Origin of the sequence: Thalassoglobus neptunius (genome assembly GCF_007859735.1) — a bacterium.
Classification (GTDB): Bacteria; Planctomycetota; Planctomycetia; order Planctomycetales; family Planctomycetaceae; genus Thalassoglobus; species Thalassoglobus neptunius.
The window spans coordinates 60,319-79,478 of the sequence record NZ_SIHI01000006.1 but is presented as its reverse complement, the minus strand read 5'-3'; the positions used below and the strand labels follow the sequence as shown (position 1 = coordinate 79,478).

Below are 19,160 nucleotides of genomic sequence, written 5' to 3'. Positions count from 1 at the left end.
CTCTCTCTCACTGAACTATCTCAAAGCTTCGATGAACTGATCATCGAGAGAGGAGTTCACTCACGATCCGACGAAACTCATCCCCTCGATGCTCAAAGTTATAAAATTCCGAGTGACTCGCACACCCTGGCGACAACAGAACGATGTCACCGGACCTCGCTCGGCTGATCGACCACTCAACAGCGTGATCAAGACTCGCGGCGACTTCAACAGGCAATCCGGGGGTCAATTCACGGAAGTGATCGGCCAGTGTCTCCCCGACATCACCAATGCAGGCGACTCCTTGAACACGTTGGGAAAAAGCTTCACACATCGGACGGAGATCGACCTGTTTGTCTTTCCCGCCGAGAATCAAATAGATCGGCTTCGCCATGCTTTGGACAGCAGCGATTGTCGCTTCCGGTGTTGTCGCTTTCGAGTCATTCACAAATGTGACCGGTCCGTCCACGGAAAGCACTTCCAGCCGGTGAGACAGCGGCTCGAATCTGCGAACTCCGTCGACGAGTTGATTCGGAGGAAGCTCGAGGCAGATTCCCGTGACCGCCAGAGCAGCTGCGAGATTCTCTTGCAGATGACGATACTGAAACCGATCAGGAAGCTGGCTGAACGGAATCATGGTCTGCCCCGTTTCGGCCTGAAGCAGAATGCCTTCGGGAGCCACTCGTGCTCCCTGCTCACTCTCTTGAAGTGAGCGACCAAACCAGATTCGCTTCCCAGCTCCGGGCCAGTTTCGGAGAGCCTCGTCATCGCGATTCAGAATCGTCACTTGCCGATCAGTCTGCCAGCGAGAAGCCTGTTCCTTGCACTGCCGATAGTCATCGATCGAGGGATGCCAGTCGAGGTGATTGGGCCTGAAATTCGTGACAACAGTGATCTCAGGAATCGGTTGAGTCGACGCCAGTTGGCTGAGTTGGAAACTGCTGAGTTCCAGGACCACCCAATCTTCTTCCCGAATGCTTCCGACTGTTGGAAGCAAACTGACACCGATGTTGCCTCCAAGAAAGGCGGCTCTTCCGGCCGCTTGGAGCATCGTGTGAATGAGTGTCGAAGTGGTCGATTTTCCGACCGTCCCAGTCACGACAATTTTCGATCCGCGACAATTTCGCCAGAAGATCTCGATCTCGCTGGTGAGTGGGGTTCCCTGCTCGATCGCTGCAAGCGTGTATCGATTTCGATTCGGATTGAGCGCCGGACTGACGACGATCAGATCGGCAGTCACAAAGTCTTCCAGCCGATGCTCGCCGAGAACCAGTGATTCAAGACGGGAAACATCAATCTGGGCGAGCGATTGCTGCAACGCTGTGGCCGACTGCAAATCAGTGAGAGTGACTCGCGCTCCGGAGTCGAGAAGAAAATTGACGACCGCGATACCGCCGCCGAAGCGACCCAGCCCCATGACCGTGACACGCTGTCCCGCGAATGAAGGATCTCCACGGTCCATAGTCATTCCGTAAGTTTCTGAAGCACGAAGTCGCAGTCGTTGACCATCGCCGACTCAATGACGAGGCGTGGACGCTCTCCTATTCGAGTGGAAGTTCGACGGGCTGATTCGACTCAGCACTCATCGAAACAGCTTCGACGAATTCCATGTACTTCACGCCTGTCTCAAAATCGGTGAGGTCGACCTTCCGTTCTCCTCGAATCGCTGCCACGAAATCTTCTTCGACCTGCCATCGCCCAAGTTCTTCTTCCGGGATTTCGAGCCGTTGCAGCTCTTCGTCACCTGCGCGTCCGTGCCAGACGATTTCTTCTCCGTTCACGAATTCAATTTTCATCGTGCCACGGCTTCCGTAGAGATGAATCTGAAGCCCCGGACCAAAGAGAATCACCCCGCTCAAATGATACATGCAGCGGGCGCCCCCTTTGAGTTCAGAAAGAATCTGTACGCTGTCGGGAACCGATGCTGTCACGAACTCTCCGGAGTCGGCAGAAGGTCGTGTTGGCTCAAAGAGTTCCGCTTGAGCGAAAATCTGAACTGGCTCGGGAGCCCATCGCATCAGAGTTTCGTGGAGAATGCCGAGCGACAGAATGTTCTTCCCGCTCAGTTGAGAATCCTGACGAGGACTCAGCGGTTTGCTGTAGTCCCAGAATTGATCGTTCGCGCCGAGAACAACAACTTCGCGAAGATCTCCGAGAAAGTGGCTTTTAACCATCGAACTGACAGACGGTCCACAAACGAGCCCGAACGGGCTGGGAACAACTTGAGCCACAAGTTCGGGATGCGCCTTGGCTGCCTCCAGCATTTGGCGAGCTTCAGCAAGATCTCGCGCCATCCGGGCTTCGGTCAGAACGTGCTTCCCCGCTTTGAGAGCCGCACAGGTGAGCGAACAATGTTGATCGGGCCAGGTCCCGATGACGACAGCATCGATGTCGGGTGATTCGATTAACTCTTGAGGTGATGAGAAACACTTTTCGATTCCGAACTTTTCGGCGACAGCCTGGGACGACTCCATCGAACGATTGACGACGCCAGCAATCACGACATCGTCGATGTTTTTCAGCTCCGGAATATGACGTTCCTGTGTATTTTTTCCGGCACCAATCAGTCCGATACGAATCGTCTCCGCCATTGTTTCTCAAACCTCAATCTGTAAGTGTGTTCCAAGCGACGCATCGTATCGACTTCTGCATTCCACAGGGAGTCCCCTGAGTGGAGAAAATCGTCGGGAGTGGCAAGGCGGTTCCATTTCCATCTTCACTCTCTGACCATTCCCCAGATATGATCATTTGCTCTGCCGGAGACAGGATGCACAGCATGATTTACAAGGACGGACAATGCCCCGCAAACGATCGCAAGTAACGATCCCAGAAGAACTTGCGACAACTTTTGCGACTTCTGAACGCTGCCCGAGCCGTGAATCGGTCCGGACAATCGATCTGACGGGAACACTCAAAACGATCCGTTCGAGAGTGCGGGAAAACTGCCCGCAGAGTCCGGGCGTCTACAGCTTGATCAATTCTGAGAATCAAATCGTCTACGTCGGGATGTCGGTCTCCCTGGCGAACCGGTTACAAACCTACTTCACGCAAAAACGTGCTCGCCGAAGGGAATCGCGAATTCGTCGGGCGGCCGTCCGACTGATCTGGCAGCCGCTGGATCACGGACTCATCGCCAGAATTCGCGAGAGAGAACTGATCCGAAAATTTCGCCCCTTGATGAATGTCATCGGTCACCCGACTCAGCTTAAAACGGGATATGTCGTCGCGATCGATCACCCGGTCGGCGGGTTCGAGTTTGTCGAAGAACTGCGTGGTCGCTATCAGGGCATCTGGGGACCGATCCCATTCAATCAATGGTCCAGAGATGCGACAGAAGAGTTAAACCTCCACTTCCAACTTCGTGATTGCCCAAAGTCGACGGTCTTGTATTTCTCTGGTCAACCGACTCCCGAAGCTCCATCCACTCCGTGCTTACGGGCGGATCTCGGAACGTGCCTCAGCCCCTGTATTGGCAAGTGTTCGAAGACTGCATATCTCCGCGCGTTCAAACGCGCACGATCATTTTTGAATGGGTCCGCTGAAGACGTGACAGCTGAGATCGAAACTCAAATGCGCGAAGCTGCCGGTGAGAAAAACTTCGAGACCGCCGCTCGCCTTCGTGACCGCATGAAAGCATTTCGATACCTGAATGATCGACTGCGGCGATTTCATGACTGGACCAATCGAGCGAATTTTGTCTACCGATTCACTTCCGAAATTGATTCTCAACCTCGATGGCTTGTCGTTTCGCGCGGTGTCATTCACCAGTTGATTGACGAGCCGAGCAGCGTCGAACAGGCTATGGGAATATTAAATCCGCTTAATTCTTCGAGAACCCGCCATTCAAAACCGACAAGACCGAACGAACAATTGCGCCCGGGAGACTTTGAAACCGCTCGGATTCTGTTTCGATGGTTTCGCCAGTTCCCGAAAGAGAAAACATCACGATTGAGTTATTCCGCTGCCCTCCGACTGATCAAACGTCGCCGTGCTGATTAACGAAAGAGAAGTTCAACCGAGTGCGATTTTGACAGGTTCAGGCAGCTCAGGAAAAGGACAACGAACGCGATGGCCTCAAAGAAAGTTCTGATCACCGATCACCCGTGGACTGAACTCGATATCGAGTCCAAGATCTTGTCGGAAGAGTCGCTCGAAATTGTCGACGCTCCGGATGACTCCGAAGAGACTCTCGCAAACCTTGCTCAGGATGTGATTGCGATCGCAACCTGCTGGGGACAGGTGACGAAGACCGTGATCGAATCGGCTTCGGACTGCCGCCTCATCTGCCGGATGGGAATTGGCCTCGACAACATCGATGTCGACTTCGCCACGTCCCAAGGGATCACGGTGACGAATATTCCCGATTATTGCATCCCCGAAGTTGCTGATCATACGTTGGCGCTTCTGCTCGCTCTCGAACGAAATATCGCATTCTTTCATCTGCGATCAAAACGCGGCGAATACGATCTGTCCTCCGGGCCTCCGATGAAACGACTCGCAGGCTCCCGACTGGGACTGATTGGATTCGGTCGGATTGGACAAGCTGTCCGGGCTCGTGCCGAAAGCTTCGGTCTCGATGTCGTCGCTTATACTCCTTCCGGAAACGACTACGGCACCGGTTGCACGATGGTGAGCCTTGAAGAGTTACTGAAGACTTCGGAATACATCAGCCTGCATGTTCCCTTAAAGGAGGACACCCACAACATCATCGACAGCAAGGCGATCTCGGCAATGAAACCAGGGGCTGTGCTGATCAATACATCGCGCGGAGGGCTCGTTGATCCCGACGCACTCTTACAGGGGCTGAAGACAGGAAAATTGTCCGGGGCCGGACTGGATGTCTTTTCTCCTGAACCTCCCAACATCACCGACGAGCTTTATCGCCGGGAAGATGTCGTGACAACACCGCACGCAGCCTTTGTTTCCGAAGAAGCACTTATCGAATTGCGCGAACGAGTCGCCCATCAGATCGTCGCCATGGTTCGAGGCGAGCAGCCGGAAAACATCGTCAACGGAGTCGAAATCGACAGCTAGAGCAAATTGCTCTTTCCTGTGCGCTCGCTTGAACTCACTCTTCCGAACAGTGTTGCGTCTCCCCGTGATGTGCGAGAAGACAGTTTCAAAGAAGACAGTGGCAAAACAGTCGATCAGTCGTTGGCATGACGAGCGGACATTCCGCATGCCTCACGCGCGCGAGAAAGAACTTCCTGTGCTTTGACTCGAGCCTTCGCTGCGCCTGCGCGGAGAATGTCTTCGACTTCGTCCGGATTGGCTTCCAGTTCTTCACGACGAGAACGAGCTTCGGCAAAGTGTTCCATTGCTTTGTCGTAAAGCGTCTGTTTCGCTTCTCCGTATCCCATTCCCCCTGCCCGGTAACGTTCGGCAAGAGCCTTCTGTTCCGTCTCGTCCGCAAAGAGTTTGTAGAGCCCGAAGACGGCGCAGGTCTCCGGATTTTTGGGATCCTCGACCGGTGTTGAGTCTGTTTTGACAGACATGAACTTCTTACGCATCTTCTTAGGTGACTCGAAGAGACCAATCGTATTGTTGTAACTCTTGGACATCTTCTCGCCATCAGTTCCCGGAACTTTTGCGGTGCTTTCGAGAACATGAGATTTGGGAAGAACGAAGACTTCAGTGTCGTAGATGTGATTGAAACGCTGAGCGAGATCTCGAGTCACTTCGACATGCTGAATCTGATCCTGACCGACTGGCACAAGGTCGCTGTCGTAAGCAAGGATATCGGCCGCCATCAACACCGGGTACGTGAACAATCCCGCGTCCGCTGGCAAGCCCTTCGCGATTTTGTCTTTGTAGGCATGGCACTTTTCGAGAAGACTCATCTGAGTGACCGTCATCAACAGCCAGGTGAGTTCGGTCACCTCCGGAACATCCGATTGTCGAAAGAGAGTCGCCTGATCCGGTTGCAGCCCGAGAGCCAACAGGTCGAGTGCTGCATCGCGAACGTTCGCCCGAAAGTCTTCCGGATTACGAACGGTCGTCAGCGCGTGAAGGTCCGCGATGAAATAGAAAGCCTGCTCGTTGTTTTGCAATGCGATGTATTGCCGAATCGCGCCGAAGTAGTTTCCTAAGTGAAATCGCCCAGTTGGCTGGATACCGGAGAGAACTCGCATAGCTACAACATTATCTGGTTGAAGAAACTCGAACGCGTCACCTGGACGCAATTCAGCATGATTGCTGAGTTGTCTGATGAATGGAACCGACGATTTCTGCGACTGAGCGGATTCCGTCCGCGTCGAGTTGCTGATTGAGCAGCGTCGCCATCGATCCAGAGACCGCAGGATTGTAAAAGTTCGCTGTTCCAATTTGAACGGCGGTTGCCCCGGCAACGAGGAATTCCAACACATCATCAATCGTTGAAATCCCTCCGATGCCAATAATGGGGATGTCGACCGATTTGGCGATCTGATAAACACACCGGAGTGCGAGAGGCTTGATCGCCGGTCCGCTCAATCCTCCGAGAACGTTTCCGAGAACCGCTTTCCGTCGTCGCCAGTCAATCGCCATTCCCTGAAACGTGTTCACACACGAGACCGCGTCAGCCCCTCCCTCTGCAGCTCCGGCAGCAATTGCAGTGATGTCGGTCACATTCGGGGTCAACTTGGCAATTACCGGAAACGGACACGCATTTCGAACAGCTGCGACCACTTCCTTGGCGGAATCCGGATTCGTTCCGAAATCGACTCCCCCGGACACATTGGGGCACGAAATGTTCAGCTCAACAGCCGCGATCCCCGAAACGCCGGAGAGTCGTTCGGCCAGCATCGCGAAATCGTCAACGGTCCGCCCAGCCACATTCGCGATCAGCGCGGTATCAAGCCCCGTCAGATAGGGAACGTGCTTGTTAATAAAGACGTCAATCCCGTCGTTATCGAGCCCAATCGAGTTCAGCATTCCGGAAGACGTTTCAACCGTCCGCGGAGGAGGATTGCCAATGCGAGATTCTCCCGTCACGGTTTTGGGAACGATTCCTCCCAGATCCGAAAAATTGACGAACGCCGCCATCTCGCGTGCATATCCAAAGGTTCCCGATGCCACGAGGATGGGATTTCGGAGTTTTAATCGATTCAACGTAACTTGCAGATCCGCCATCAGCGATTGGTCTTCCGTAGCGATGTCATTTTGTTCATCAATTCTGTCGTTTCGAGACGACTTCCGGTAAGAGTCACTTTCACTGGGTTTGCGTCGATTTCTCAACCAAACAGAGTGATCATTCCTCGTGATCATTCCGCGATGCAAGTTCGTGGGGATGCGAAAAGTGCAGTCCGCTCTGTTGCACGGACAATCGCACCCGAACTTGAAGTGGAACGAGAAGGACTCTCACCTCGTCAAAGTATCGAATCGTCGAGGATTTCGCACTCCTGCTGTTTCGTTCTTCTCGGAACCGATTCCCCCGCCCGAAAATGCGACCCGAAATGCGACTGGATTCGCCCAACTCCAGTCTCGTCAATCGACACGTCAATGGTCGACCGCTACAGTAGGAACAAAGTGTTGTACTCTCAAAAATTCACATCGCGAAAGAAACATGGCTGGTTACAACAAATTCGATCCTCGACTGGAATCCCTTGTCATCGAAACCTTGACTCTTTGGGATGATGCAATCAGCGGGCTGACTCCGGAAGAAAAGAATGTGATCGCTGAAGCCATTCAACTGCAGCCGCAACTCGCATCAAAAATTACCTATGAGCGAGCCCACACCGGTTTCACGCGAATTATCACAGTGACGGAAGAAGACATCGCACGATTGTACGAACAGAATCTCGCGGCGGAGTGATTCACTCATGGGCAAACTGCGGGAAATTCGAGAACTGCAACTGTTGAGAACAGTTGCAGTCGCTATTGCGTTCGTTTGCCTTAGCTTTTCCCAGTGCTTCGCATCACCGCCAGCGGAGTCGGTCGAACTTCCTCCCGGATTTTCGATCAAGGTGTTCCACGACGAATCGGGCGACCATCGCTACGGAGTCTATCTCCCGAACGACTATTCTCCCGACAAAGCCTGGCCCGTGGTGCTCTTTCTGCATGGAGCGGGTGAAAAGGGAACCGATGGGTATCAACCGCTCTCAGTCGGGTTGGGAGTCGCGTTGGAAGAGCATCCCAATCTCCCGTTCATCGCGGTCTTCCCACAATGTGAAAGCGAACGCTCTCGGCATCTCACCGCCTGGCTTGCCAATTCTCCCGATGCTGATCGTGCGTTAAAGATCCTGAAGGAAGTCGAGTCCGAGTATTCGATTGACCCGTCTCGACGAACTCTCTGTGGATGGTCAATGGGAGGATACGGGGCGTGGAGTCTCGCAGCAGACTCTCCGGAGCTTTGGCAGGGAGTGATGGCCCTGTCCGGAGGGGAAACTGAAAATGGGCTGGACCTGAAGTCGCTCGCGAACTCGAAAATTCCCGTCTGGGCCATTCACGGATCGAATGACGAACTCATCTCTTCGGATTTCTCAGCAGAACTTGTTCGCAAACTCTCCGAAGCGGGCGGGAGCGCAGAACTCAGCGTCGTCGAAAATGCTGGGCACGATGTCTGGAGAATCGCATTCGCGAACCCGGACGTTTTGAACTGGTTGACAGATCCATCAATTGAGAATGTCGTCAAGCTGGAGAGTACCGCAGAAACGGCCAAGCTGCCGATCATGGCGAACTTCTACGAACAGTCACTCATGACTCAGGTGACCCTCGCGGACAAACTTGCACTTCGTCTCGGGAACGAAGCACTCGCCAGTATCTCTGACGGCATCTCTGAATTCCTTCCGCGTTCGGCGCTTCGCGGAGAACTCCCAGACATCGAGCGAGAGTTCAAGTCGTCCTCCGGAACCGTGCACGTCCTGTTTTCCGACATCGCCTTTGACGGGAACCTCGAAAAATGTGAACTCCACGCAATTTCAGGAGGTCGATTTCGTGCTGATTTTGATCTGTCCCCGTTGCTTCTGACCATCAAAGAAGCACAGCTCCGGTTCAGCGACGAATCCGCAACGACCGGTGAATTTCACGTGAACCTCGGACACCAGCATCCGGTTCGCCTGTCTGTAGAATTTCAACCGACTGTGACTCCCTCCGGACTCAAGCTCCTTCCGCTTCGTCAGGAGTTTCAAATTGCGGACCACAACTGGCATATTTCAAAACCTGTCGTGACTCATCTCGACAGCGAAACATTCTCCGAAGCGAACATCATCACTGGACTGGTCGGAGGGCTGTATCTTCGCAAGAACGAATTGGAAGAAGCGGTCCTCGGAGTCGTTCCGACCATGCTGGAAGTCGTCCAGGGAGAGCTTCAAACACGCAATGCCCCGCGACTAGCAAGGTTACTGTGGCCGCTCCCGGCCTTGGTTCCCATCCTGAGTGTCTCACCGAGTCAGGTGCGAACGGACAGTCGAGGGGTTTCCATCGTCTTCGACATGGAAGTTCTGACTCATCGATCGAGCAAGATTCCGACGGATTTCTCAACTCAGGGCAACCAGTTGACCGTCAACGATGTCGGCAAGAAATCTCACCTCGATTTTCTGATCACACTGGACGCTCTCAAGGCACTCGCACAACTCGCGATTGCTGATGGACTGGCATATATCAACGTTCTTGATATTCAGGATGCCAGATTTGCAGAACTCGCAGACCGTCAGACACTTCAGAAAATCTTCTCCGGATTCGAAGCCGTCAGTCGACCATCTCCAACTGCACTGGAAAACGAATCGTCCCCCGCATGGGATGTCGGATTGAGATTGATCGAACCATTTTCCGTGCACTCACCTGAGCAGGATCGCGAGCAAGATTCGACGATCATCACACTCACCATTCCTCGGGCATCGTTTGAAGTCGCTCTCCGCGACAGCAAGACCGCCGGTACGATTGAATTTTCAATGCAGCAGCAACTTAGGTTGTCGACGATCCGCAGCGAGAACCGATTGGAGTCACTTCAAGTGGAATGGATCGCGAACCCGGCCATCGAAGTTCTCGACTCCACGTGGAACGGTTCTGTCGACGAGCAGCAGTTTCGCACGATTCTCGCGGACGTCTGGACAGACTGGACATCCCGAAAACTTGACAACACCCGACCGTTGCCCACGCTGCAGTTCGGAAGCTCACAGCTTCAGCTGGAACTGTTTTCGATACAAGAGAACGAAGTTCGACTTCAGTTTCTCAACGCGACTTCGTCCCCTCCAGTTCAGGCGTCATCATCTTCACCCAGTGACGCCCAACCGTAGACGATCTCCGTTTTCTCACGTCGTCGAGAGAAGAAAATCGACGAACACATCTTTGAGTGACTGCGAGATCTTTAACTCAAGACGTCGCGATAAACGTCGCGAATTTTCTCTGTCATCGTCTGGTGACGAAACTGATCTGCAAACCGTCGCCGTCCTTCCTCTCCCAGTCGTTGACGAAGCTGTTGATCGTCAGCCAGTTCCAGAATTGCTGTCGTGAGTTCGTCGATTGAATCTCTCTTCAGGAGGTAGCCCGTTTCTCCCGGAATGACGACTTCCCCAGCTCCTCCCACGTCATAAGAGACAACGGGTTTTCCGGAGATCAGCCCTTGAGGAAGAACCCGAGCGAGCCCTTCCCATTGACTCGTGTGAGCGACGATGTCCATCGCACTCATCAATTCAGGAATCCGTGTCGTCGGGACAAGCCCCGTAAAGTGAAACGAATCGCTCATTCCGTATTGGGAAATTTGTTCTTCGAACTGCTGGCGAAGAATGCCATCACCGACAAAGAGAAACTTGACGCGAGGGTTCTTTCGAACAATCTGACGGGCTGACTCAATCAGAAATTCGTGCCCCTTCAAATGGAACAGCCGACCGATTTTTCCGACGACAACATCATCCGGCCGAAAGCCCATTTCCTGCCGAATCGCATCCCGGTCATGCTGCGTGCTGAGGAAAGGATCAACGTCGAATCCGCTGTAAACCGTCACATAACGATCAGCAGTTGAGATCCCCTCCGCGAGATAAGCATCCCTCATTGCATCAGCGACACAGATGAATTTTTCTGTCCACCGCGACACATACTTCTCTGCAGCGACATAGGAACCGTATGCAACCCGAGACTGTCCGTAATGAAAAGCAGCTCCATGGATCGAATGAACAACCGGAACGCGAGCTTTTCGAGCAGCAAGCCGACCCAAAATTCCCGCCTTCGAACTATGTGTATGAACGAGGTCGGGTTGGCGTTCCTTGAAGAGCCGAACCAGATGGCGGTAGGCCCGCATGTCTTCCAGCGGCAGGATGCTGCGTTTGAGAGAGGGGACAATTTCGACTGGAAATCCACCTTCCATCGCACGCGGAACGAGCGTTCCTTCCGGTCCTTCCGATGGGCCGATCACGAGAGTTACGTCGTCCCCGTGAAGCGAGTGCTGATCTTCTACGGTATGGAGCGTATTCTCTTGAGCACCGCCGAGAATCAACCGCGTGATAACGTGAATAACTTTCACTTGGGACACTTTCCAGTGTGAGCCAGCCAGCTGTGATCAGGGCATCGACACAACTTGCAGAGCATCGCTTCGAGACTGGTAATGATCCCAGATTTGGAGCATTCGCGTCGTCTTCAACATCTCATACGTCGAAACATTACATCCACACAAAGCGGATTTTCCACTGGCGGCCCCAATGCGGCAAAACTGCACAAGCGATTCGACCATGATATGCCCGATGGCATCGACTTGTGAAAAGTCAATGATGACATTCTTCGTCCCCTGGCGATTGATCGCATCCTTGACGCGGCTCGCCTCGGTGTGAATGTCCTGATAGAAGTAAGTCTGCGAATCTCCGATGGGAACGACAATCATCGTGTCGCCAACCCGCTCGGTCTTGAAGATCTTATTCTGACGCGTCAGAAAGTCCGCGTCAGATTCATTCGTCCCTTGAATCGATCCCTGATGCTCTTGTGGAGGAGTCGAATATCGAGGAGTGAGAAGATACGGACCAATCTGCAACTCACTTCCGTCAGCGAGAAGCGAACAGCGGCACTGCTGACCGTTGACGAGAAAACCTCGCTTGAAGCTGAGATCGATTACCCACAACCCGGAGGGAAGCAAAACCAACGAGCAGTGAACACGTGAGACGTTTTTATCAACGATTGTGATACGACACCGATCGTCCTGGCCAACGAGTGTCATTACTCGATTGATGGGCCACTTCTGTCCTTTCGCTGAGGTGTTCAACAGCTCCAGGTCAACTTTTGGAAGCACTCCGTATTCCTCACGAAATTCATCGCGAGGACGAAACGACAAAGGGGGTTTCAGATCGTTGCCAGTTTCCCAAATGTCGTCTTTGAGGCGAATTTTGTTCTCAAGAATCCCGACAACATGATCTTTGGACAGCCACCCGTGAAATTTCTCTGATCCCCAATCCACTCCGCTTCGACTGTATAAGTCAACGGCGGCGATGCGATTTCCGATCGCTTGCAGATAGACATGTCGGGCTGAGACAGATTCGTGAGGGATAACGATGTCACATTCAGCATGTCGCCCGATGATGACAAACGGTTTCGCGACATCCACTTCTTCGAGAGGACTGTTCGGCCGTTTCACTAATAGACGCAGAGGCATCGGCGATGCCGTTGCAAACTGCAACATCTCTATAATGAAGTGGTCATCCATTAGGGAAAATTCAACGTTGAATGTGAGCTTGTGTGGAGATAGCGCGATGGATGGCGACGTTGGGATTGTCGCAGAAAACCCATCACACGACCCGTTTCTTCACGGCAAATTCTCGCAGGAATGAGAGACAACGTCAACTCGACTCCCTTTTCCGGGGCGCCAGAAGATCAAGTCAGTACCCGCGTTATGGACTCAAAGCTTCCTTTCTTCAGATAAACGGGACAATGCAAACGCACAGGCAGCCTGAGAATGAGATGCACCAAGCATCTCATTTAAAGACACCAACTCTCTAGAATTCTGTGCCAGCTGTCGATTGTCAATCACCTTTCTCAGAATTGCCTCTCCTTCGCCCGCCAAAACCCACACAGTTGGATCGCAGCGCCAGCGATTGAGAACGGTCTCGATCGCAGTCCCAATTCGCTCCTCTTGAGCCCGTTGAAACTGTTCTGCAACGCGAATCCATTCAGTTCGCTCAAACGCGTCTTTGTCCGTACACAACATCCGAGCGAGACGAGCGAAGGCATGTTCCCGATCTGCGGGACGTCCATCCGCGGTATCGAGAGAGTCTGGAGACTCGGCGACAGTCTCCAGAACTAAGGCGACATCATGAGTCGTTGCGAAGTGCTCGGCAGCGACGCCGTATCGTCGACCGTCAATTTCGACCTCGTGACACAACGAGCAGAGTGACGTTCTTCGACACCCGGTGTAAATCAGTTCACGAGACGTCAGCCGTTCGAGATCGGTTCTTCCAGCCGGTTGAGGTATCTCCGATTCGATTGGAATCACGTCCGTTGTCGTCGATCCGAAATCGACCAGAAGCACATTGCCACCAGGATCAGCACGACCAACCCAGGTTGCCAGTGCATGCCAGTTCGCAGACGCCACCAATTCAAAAAACTCATCCGCTTCCGCAACGGTGAAAAATTCTCCTCCCGTTTGCCAGGCGCGAATCGCTCGGCTGCCAGCCGCCTCTTCCAGCGATGATAGAATCTCGCGAACTCCTTCAGCTCGGGATTCAAAACAGTCGGCGAGTTCTCCCGTCATCGTCGCGGCAATCTGACGCGCTTGTGGAAACTGCCCGATGAGTCTTCTCAATTCATCCGTCAGTTTCTCTGGCGACTTCCACAACGGAAACGGCACCGATCGGCACGTGAATCCATCCGAAGCTTTCAAATGGGCTCCGCCAATATCTAACCCGAGATGTTCGCTCATTCTTGCGAATCCTTTACTGCCTGAATGATTTCACATTCACCTGATGAGGAAAACTCGACAGCGTCAACACAGGGCTCCGGACATTCGGATTGATCCCGCAACAGAACATCCATCAAATTGTTTGCAAGCAGCGCTCGATAGCCGACATAACTTGTTGTCAAACGCGGATTGATCTCAACGACAACCGGAACCGGATCATCATCCAGCAGAAGACAGTCAACTCCGACGAAACCACGAAGGCCGCTGATTTGTTCAGCGATCTGATGAAGAAGCCTCTCGAACTGAACCGACGCCGCATGGACCAACGACGTACTCTCTGCTGGAACTCGACCGCCAAGATATGAGAGTGTTCCATCTTGCGAAAGATGCTGTTCCGCGACCGGCAACGACATGAGAATCTGCCCTTCGGAACCGAACAGAGCAGCGACGGAAACGGCCCGTCCTCTCATGAACGATTGAATCACGGTCTGCGATCGATCGATCTCTCGAATTCGCAATTCGTCCGCAGAACAAATTTCGATTCCATCACTTCCCGCCCCGAAACGCGGCTTGATAACGCACTGACCTGAGAGTGTTCGCAGTTGATCTTCAGAAACCGTGGGAACACACCGGATTCCCCATCGCTGTAACTCGTCGTTGAGTGCCTGCTTGTCCGAGCAGAGTGCAATTGCAGACGAGCTGCAATTCAGAACATAGCCCGAAAGAGCCTCTGCAATGTTGCAAAGCTCCCCCAGTCGCTGATTGATTTCAGGAGCGATTACGAGCGTGATTTCTGCTTCCTGACAGAACGACTGAAAATGCGCGGACACTTCGCTCGGCGACGAAACTCGTTTCAAGTGAACTCGCTCGTTGGTCAGCACCTCAGGAGGAGACACGTTGTCACTCCAGAGACAGCAGACCTCGATCGTCGAAAATCGGGCACTCGAAGAGATCTCAAGAAGATCGCTCACCACTCCAGCAAGCATCGCCTTCCCTTCAACAGCCAGCGACGCCGAGAGCTCCTGACTGTTTTCGTCGCTCGAAAACTCTCCCGCACACAGGGATTCGTAAACAAAGATCTTCATGGTCATCCGTTACGTCGATGAAGCAGTCTCCCCATCAGTTGGGAAGTTCACTCACTCCAATTTTCAGGGAGAACAATCCGGGGCGAGCAACTTTCTTAGAGCATTTGCCTGCACTCGTTTCGTCGCGCAAAGCTGTCGTCGGTTAGTGCAGGTGAGCCCCCCCACGGAGAATACCCTCTTCGACTCCTTCGCTCCATTCTGAGCAAGCAAGTGAGCTGACAAGCCAAGACGAAAAGTTGAGATGAGCCAGAAGACTGCGCAAGCGGCCAACGCAAACGAGTCCCCGGAATCGACGAATATCGTCTAAAGCTGAACGGGTGCAGGCCGACCGTAGAAGTAGCCTTGGGCCAGATCGAAACCGATCTCAAAAACAGCCTGCGCTTCCTGTTCGTTTTCGATCCCTTCGGCAAGGGTCACGATTCCAAAATCGCGTGCTGTCTCGATCAGAATTCGGAGCATCTTCTTTTGGTAGTCATTCGCTTCGTGCAGATCGCGAATCAGCGATGCATCGAACTTCAGATAGTCGGGCGGAGACTGGACGAGTTCGATGAGTCGAGACTGACCTGCCCCGAAGTCGTCGTACGCCACCTTAACTCCAATGTCCGCGAGCATGGCGCGATTCTCTCGCATGATGCTGGGACTCTGAATAGTTTTCTCGTGAAACTCGACAACGATCGGAACGTCGGACCGAACTTTCTGAAGCCGTGCAATCGTTGGAAGCACATCGACTTCGATGTTCTCGTTCGGATGTGTGTTCACGAAGATCGGAGGACACGGCTCTGCATGCGGAGCGTGACGAATGGCCTGATCGCGACAGACAATGCTCAACGCCACTTCTCGGTTGACGATTTCGGCAGTCTGAAACATTCGCGCGGGGCTTTCCAACCCAACCACTTCGCTGCGCGCCAATGCTTCGTACCCGACAACTCGGGAATCGCCCAGAGCGACAATCGGTTGATAGTGCGGAATGATGGCTTTCTGAACAATCAGATCTTCAAGCTGACTCATCACCCAATCAGATTGCAGAGCATGCACGGCAGGCAGAGTCTTTTTCTGCTCCAGAAGATTCTTCTCTGCTGAGTCCGGTTCAGGCTTTTTGAAGTCGACACGAAATTCGACGTCGGCAATTTGAATGTGATCGCCCGGCCTAATAGGAATCGGCCCACTGACCATTCGTCTATTGAGAAACGTTCCGTTCGTGCTATCGAGGTCCCGAATAAACAGAGACTCTCCGATCTGCAGAATTTCCGCGTGACGCCCGGACACACATTGCGACTTCAGCCGGAGTTGACTCTCGGCACGCCGACCGATCACGAACGATGCAACATCGATCGGAGTTTCCGTTAAGGACGTGGACGGTGGCACGCAGCCAATCAACGACCAGCCCGCAAACCCGCTATTCGGGGCAGACTGCTGTTTCTTCGGTGTGATGGCTTGCACACTCATCACTAACCATTCCTTACTGCGTGACTTTGTTTCGATACTCTCAAACGACTGGAAGCTTACGTTCACGATTAACGCTACTTCGGTTTGGATACTCTCCCGGCCAATTTGTTGTCGTGATTCAGGGATGAATACGCGGATTTCGCCTGCATTGCCGGATTGCGCCGATTTGCCCGATCGTTCGAGTCACGAGCACTATGCCGATTCTCCGACGAAGAATCCGAGCAACTCAAACGATTCTCAAAGAAAGCAGTTGACCCGATCAGATTGCAAACGCCCTGAGCACCCTAAAAATGCAGGTCGAGACCGCATTCATCGTTTCTCGGCACTGCAGACGATCCCGATTCGTTCACTGGAGTGCGCGTCGATGATGCGCGTATCTCTGCAGAGCATTAACGCAGACCAATGAATATGAAGATTCGAGATTCTCGCCACGAACGAACTTCGCTTGGCTGAGATTAACCCGCTCGTCCATCAAAGCGGCAGATTGCACAGAGAATGATTCCCGCTGAGAGACACCGTTCACATTCAACAGACGTCAGAAAGCAAACGCCTGAACTCTTCGGAACTGGTGGATCTTTGACCGGACTGGTCGCTCAAGAACTAGTCGGCCACTTCGAAGAGCAGTTCAACTTCAACGGCCGCATTGAGTGGAAGTGCATTCATCCCGACAGCGACGCGTGCATGCTTTCCAATGTCCCCGAAAACTTTCTGCAACAACTCACTCGCCCCATTGGCCACGAGTGACTGGTCGTAAAATCCGTCATCCGACTGGACGAAGACCCCGATTCGGACAACCCGCTGCACACGATTCAAATCGCCGCCCAACTCGTGACGAAGGATCGCGAGCCCGTTAAGAACGCATTGCTCAGCAGCCGCTTGTGCCTGATCAACCGGGACTTTCGAGGGAACACGTCCCGTCGCTAGCAAGTTTTTGCCTGCAAAAGGGAGTTGTCCACTCAGAACCACGAGGTTCCCTGTACGCACACACGGAACATAAGCCGCGACAGGTGCTGGCGGAGTGGGAAGAGTGATCTCAAGTTCCTGAAGTCGCTGTTCTGCACTCATCTCTTCACCCTCAACAACAGACCGATCAAAGCGGCGATTTTTGAAGAACCTGAAACGAAAACCGTGCGTCCATTCTCGTACAATCGAGACCAAAACGCACGAACCGGAGTGACAACTTCACCGAGAGTCTCGAAACGCCAATCTGAGACCCACCAACCCTGACAAGTAACTGTTCATCAAGTCACTGCTCAACCTGTCAGGCAGCAGCTGAAACTGTTCGGACTGGCTTTCACTCTGTCTCGCTGCAGAATTTATGAGGCGGACACGAATCGCTTTCAATCGCGAATATGCCCGTCTTGCCTCACTTCATCCAGCGAGACAACAATCCCGGCGAATCAACTGCACTCAAAGCAATCGCTGGACGGAATTGACTGGCTGCACAATTTCAGCCCAGTGAAACCCCTGCCCGTAATCAAACAGCGATACAAGAAAACAGCACTCTACTTCTCAGTGCCGTGTGCCATTTGAGCAAGTTGTCGACGGTATTTTCGAGCTTTGAAAGCGTATTGCTTCCGCTTTGGAGTGCTCGAAGTCTGTGCCGCTTTTCGTTCGTATTTGTGGGCCAACGCTGTCTTTACGTCGACAATTGTCTTTGTGGTGTCCATGATAAGACGGACCTTCATCGTCTGAAAATTGAGTTCGGAATACGCCAATTCTGAAGTGTAGCTGGTTCTTCGATTTGATTCCAGTGATGTGCACAATCAGATTGCTGTTCCACACAGCTTGCTCGAACAGAGTAGCGCTCGGCCGAAACGACACCCGTAAACCATTCCTCTAATGCAACTTAAAGCAACGACCAGGAACGCCTTCGGTACTCAAACGCGACCAACAACACGGCCAGATAGCTGAATCCCCAGACGAGAAGAAAAAGAGAAGGAGATTGATTCGTGGTGATTTCGTACTTCACCATCACGACCGCCAGCAGATTGTTCAGAAAGTGAACCACGATCGGAACCCAGAGCGTCCCGGTTTTTAAATACAAAAACTGAAGCAAGCACGCCATCGGCAACGTGGCAATCGCGTGAGCGGGAGACGCATGGGCAATCGAAAACAGCAACACTGTCATAATCGATCCCGGCAAGGTTCCAAACTGACTGACGAGTTGCCGCCCGATCACTCCGCGAAAGATCAACTCTTCCCCAATAGCTGGCCCCAGAGCCAGGGCCACCACCAGCATTGGAAGCGGAACGGAATGAATCTCCGAGAACAGAACCGTCAGCGAATCCCCGCCCTCTCCTGTTGAGAACACGGCGAGCATCAGGGATCTGGCCAGCGAATAAAGCCAGTCGCCAAGCATCGCGATTGGCAAAACCATGGCGATGGCGAAGATCACCTCTTCATGTCGCGGTGAACGAAACCCGACCTGCTCGCGGTAACTCGCTCCTAGTCTCCAGGCGACAAGCGGCACGAGCAGAATCAACGCCCCCAGACTCGTCACTCCGATCAAAACAAAGGACTGATCGAGGCCCAATTCGAGTGCAAATTGCATGAGCCGGTCGTGATCGGGCCACTGAAATCCAAATGCCGCAGTAAACAGAAGCGACACAAAGACAACGAAGGAAATCAGTTGCGCAAATGAATACGACCCCGCCCACAAGAGAGCCTCAGCGAGAGCGCGAAGCGATTTGAGACGAATTCGGGTTGTTGGAACACTCTGCGCAATCACACACGATCCTCCGGAGACTGTCCTGCAATTCGTTTCAAACGATTTCTGTTCTTCTGAAGATCGGACAGTGAAACGAACTGACCCGATCGACACTCCTGAACCTCCGACCGCAAATTCTTCGCCA

The 19,160-nt window shown here is 53.0% G+C and carries 16 protein-coding genes; 4 read left to right on the top strand and 12 right to left on the bottom strand.

Features of this window, described 5'->3' with window-relative positions; translation table 11 throughout:
- Positions 1-40 precede the first annotated feature (40 nt).
- Both murD and KOR42_RS14280 read right to left on the bottom strand, forming a co-directional pair.
- Positions 41-1,441, bottom strand: coding sequence for a UDP-N-acetylmuramoyl-L-alanine--D-glutamate ligase (gene murD, locus KOR42_RS14285; protein ID WP_197441194.1), 1,401 nt, complete (start codon positions 1,439-1,441; stop codon positions 41-43).
- A 79-nt stretch (positions 1,442-1,520) separates the two neighbouring features.
- Positions 1,521-2,570, bottom strand: coding sequence for a Gfo/Idh/MocA family protein (locus KOR42_RS14280; RefSeq protein ID WP_146510510.1), 1,050 nt, complete (start codon positions 2,568-2,570; stop codon positions 1,521-1,523).
- A gap of 205 nt (positions 2,571-2,775) precedes the next feature.
- Between KOR42_RS14280 and KOR42_RS14275 the strand changes: the two genes are divergently transcribed.
- Positions 2,776-3,978: a GIY-YIG nuclease family protein gene (locus KOR42_RS14275; protein WP_146510509.1), complete on the top strand. Its 1,203-nt coding sequence runs from the start codon at positions 2,776-2,778 to the stop codon at positions 3,976-3,978.
- Between the two features lie 69 nt (positions 3,979-4,047).
- Positions 4,048-5,013 (top strand): C-terminal binding protein, encoded by a 966-nt coding sequence (locus KOR42_RS14270; RefSeq protein WP_146510508.1) that lies wholly within the window; start codon positions 4,048-4,050, stop codon positions 5,011-5,013.
- A gap of 113 nt (positions 5,014-5,126) precedes the next feature.
- Here the strand turns inward: KOR42_RS14270 and trpS are convergent, their stop codons facing one another.
- Positions 5,127-6,110, bottom strand: coding sequence for a tryptophan--tRNA ligase (gene trpS / locus KOR42_RS14265; protein WP_146510507.1), 984 nt, complete (start codon positions 6,108-6,110; stop codon positions 5,127-5,129).
- A 52-nt stretch (positions 6,111-6,162) separates the two neighbouring features.
- Positions 6,163-7,089 (bottom strand): dihydroorotate dehydrogenase, encoded by a 927-nt coding sequence (locus KOR42_RS14260; RefSeq protein ID WP_146510506.1) that lies wholly within the window; start codon positions 7,087-7,089, stop codon positions 6,163-6,165.
- Between the two features lie 433 nt (positions 7,090-7,522).
- Here KOR42_RS14260 and KOR42_RS14255 point away from each other — a divergent pair, with 433 nt between their 5' ends.
- Positions 7,523-7,771 (top strand): hypothetical protein, encoded by a 249-nt coding sequence (locus tag KOR42_RS14255; RefSeq protein WP_146510505.1) that lies wholly within the window; start codon positions 7,523-7,525, stop codon positions 7,769-7,771.
- 7 nt (positions 7,772-7,778) lie between these two features.
- The gene (locus KOR42_RS14250; RefSeq protein WP_146510504.1) at positions 7,779-10,193 is read left to right on the top strand and encodes a carboxylesterase family protein; all 2,415 of its coding nucleotides are present in this window, start codon (positions 7,779-7,781) and stop codon (positions 10,191-10,193) included.
- A gap of 71 nt (positions 10,194-10,264) precedes the next feature.
- Here the strand turns inward: KOR42_RS14250 and KOR42_RS14245 are convergent, their stop codons facing one another.
- From KOR42_RS14245 to KOR42_RS14215, 8 genes are all read right to left on the bottom strand, one after another.
- Entirely contained in the window at positions 10,265-11,416 is a 1,152-nt protein-coding gene (locus KOR42_RS14245) for a glycosyltransferase family 4 protein (protein ID WP_146510503.1), read from the bottom strand.
- A gap of 36 nt (positions 11,417-11,452) precedes the next feature.
- Positions 11,453-12,583, bottom strand: a complete 1,131-nt coding sequence (locus tag KOR42_RS14240; RefSeq protein WP_146510502.1) for an FHA domain-containing protein — start codon at positions 12,581-12,583, stop codon at positions 11,453-11,455.
- 192 nt (positions 12,584-12,775) lie between these two features.
- Positions 12,776-13,795 carry a hydantoinase/oxoprolinase family protein gene (locus KOR42_RS14235; protein ID WP_146510501.1) on the bottom strand — a complete coding sequence of 340 codons (1,020 nt, stop codon included), beginning with the start codon at positions 13,793-13,795 and terminating at the stop codon, positions 12,776-12,778.
- Positions 13,792-14,859 carry an ATP-grasp domain-containing protein gene (locus KOR42_RS14230; RefSeq protein ID WP_197441192.1) on the bottom strand — a complete coding sequence of 356 codons (1,068 nt, stop codon included), beginning with the start codon at positions 14,857-14,859 and terminating at the stop codon, positions 13,792-13,794. Before KOR42_RS14230 ends, KOR42_RS14235 begins: the two co-directional genes overlap by 4 nt.
- Before the next feature lie 303 nt (positions 14,860-15,162).
- Positions 15,163-16,305, bottom strand: a complete 1,143-nt coding sequence (locus KOR42_RS14225; RefSeq protein ID WP_146510499.1) for an EAL domain-containing protein — start codon at positions 16,303-16,305, stop codon at positions 15,163-15,165.
- A gap of 600 nt (positions 16,306-16,905) precedes the next feature.
- On the bottom strand, positions 16,906-17,370 hold the full coding sequence (locus KOR42_RS14220) for a RidA family protein (protein WP_146510498.1): 465 nt from the start codon (positions 17,368-17,370) through the stop codon (positions 16,906-16,908).
- Positions 17,371-17,810: 440 nt separating this feature from the next.
- Complete coding sequence (locus KOR42_RS26680; RefSeq protein ID WP_197441191.1) at positions 17,811-17,975, bottom strand: hypothetical protein; 165 nt, start codon at positions 17,973-17,975, stop codon at positions 17,811-17,813.
- 179 nt (positions 17,976-18,154) lie between these two features.
- A complete protein-coding gene (locus KOR42_RS14215) occupies positions 18,155-19,036 on the bottom strand; it encodes a CPBP family intramembrane glutamic endopeptidase (RefSeq protein ID WP_146510497.1) in 882 nt (293 codons plus the stop codon).
- Positions 19,037-19,160 lie beyond the last annotated feature (124 nt).

Coding starts and splice junctions, on each gene's coding strand:
- murD (WP_197441194.1), bottom strand. CDS start 1,441: ATGGACCGTGGAGATCCTTCATTCGCGGGACAGCGTGTCACGGTCATG.
- KOR42_RS14280 (WP_146510510.1), bottom strand. CDS start 2,570: ATGGCGGAGACGATTCGTATCGGACTGATTGGTGCCGGAAAAAATACA.
- KOR42_RS14275 (WP_146510509.1), top strand. CDS start 2,776: ATGCCCCGCAAACGATCGCAAGTAACGATCCCAGAAGAACTTGCGACA.
- KOR42_RS14270 (WP_146510508.1), top strand. CDS start 4,048: ATGGCCTCAAAGAAAGTTCTGATCACCGATCACCCGTGGACTGAACTC.
- trpS (WP_146510507.1), bottom strand. CDS start 6,110: ATGCGAGTTCTCTCCGGTATCCAGCCAACTGGGCGATTTCACTTAGGA.
- KOR42_RS14260 (WP_146510506.1), bottom strand. CDS start 7,089: ATGGCGGATCTGCAAGTTACGTTGAATCGATTAAAACTCCGAAATCCC.
- KOR42_RS14255 (WP_146510505.1), top strand. CDS start 7,523: ATGGCTGGTTACAACAAATTCGATCCTCGACTGGAATCCCTTGTCATC.
- KOR42_RS14250 (WP_146510504.1), top strand. CDS start 7,779: ATGGGCAAACTGCGGGAAATTCGAGAACTGCAACTGTTGAGAACAGTT.
- KOR42_RS14240 (WP_146510502.1), bottom strand. CDS start 12,583: ATGGATGACCACTTCATTATAGAGATGTTGCAGTTTGCAACGGCATCG.
- KOR42_RS14235 (WP_146510501.1), bottom strand. CDS start 13,795: ATGAGCGAACATCTCGGGTTAGATATTGGCGGAGCCCATTTGAAAGCT.
- KOR42_RS14230 (WP_197441192.1), bottom strand. CDS start 14,859: ATGAAGATCTTTGTTTACGAATCCCTGTGTGCGGGAGAGTTTTCGAGC.
- KOR42_RS14225 (WP_146510499.1), bottom strand. CDS start 16,305: ATGAGTGTGCAAGCCATCACACCGAAGAAACAGCAGTCTGCCCCGAAT.
- KOR42_RS14220 (WP_146510498.1), bottom strand. CDS start 17,370: ATGAGTGCAGAACAGCGACTTCAGGAACTTGAGATCACTCTTCCCACT.
- KOR42_RS26680 (WP_197441191.1), bottom strand. CDS start 17,975: ATGGACACCACAAAGACAATTGTCGACGTAAAGACAGCGTTGGCCCAC.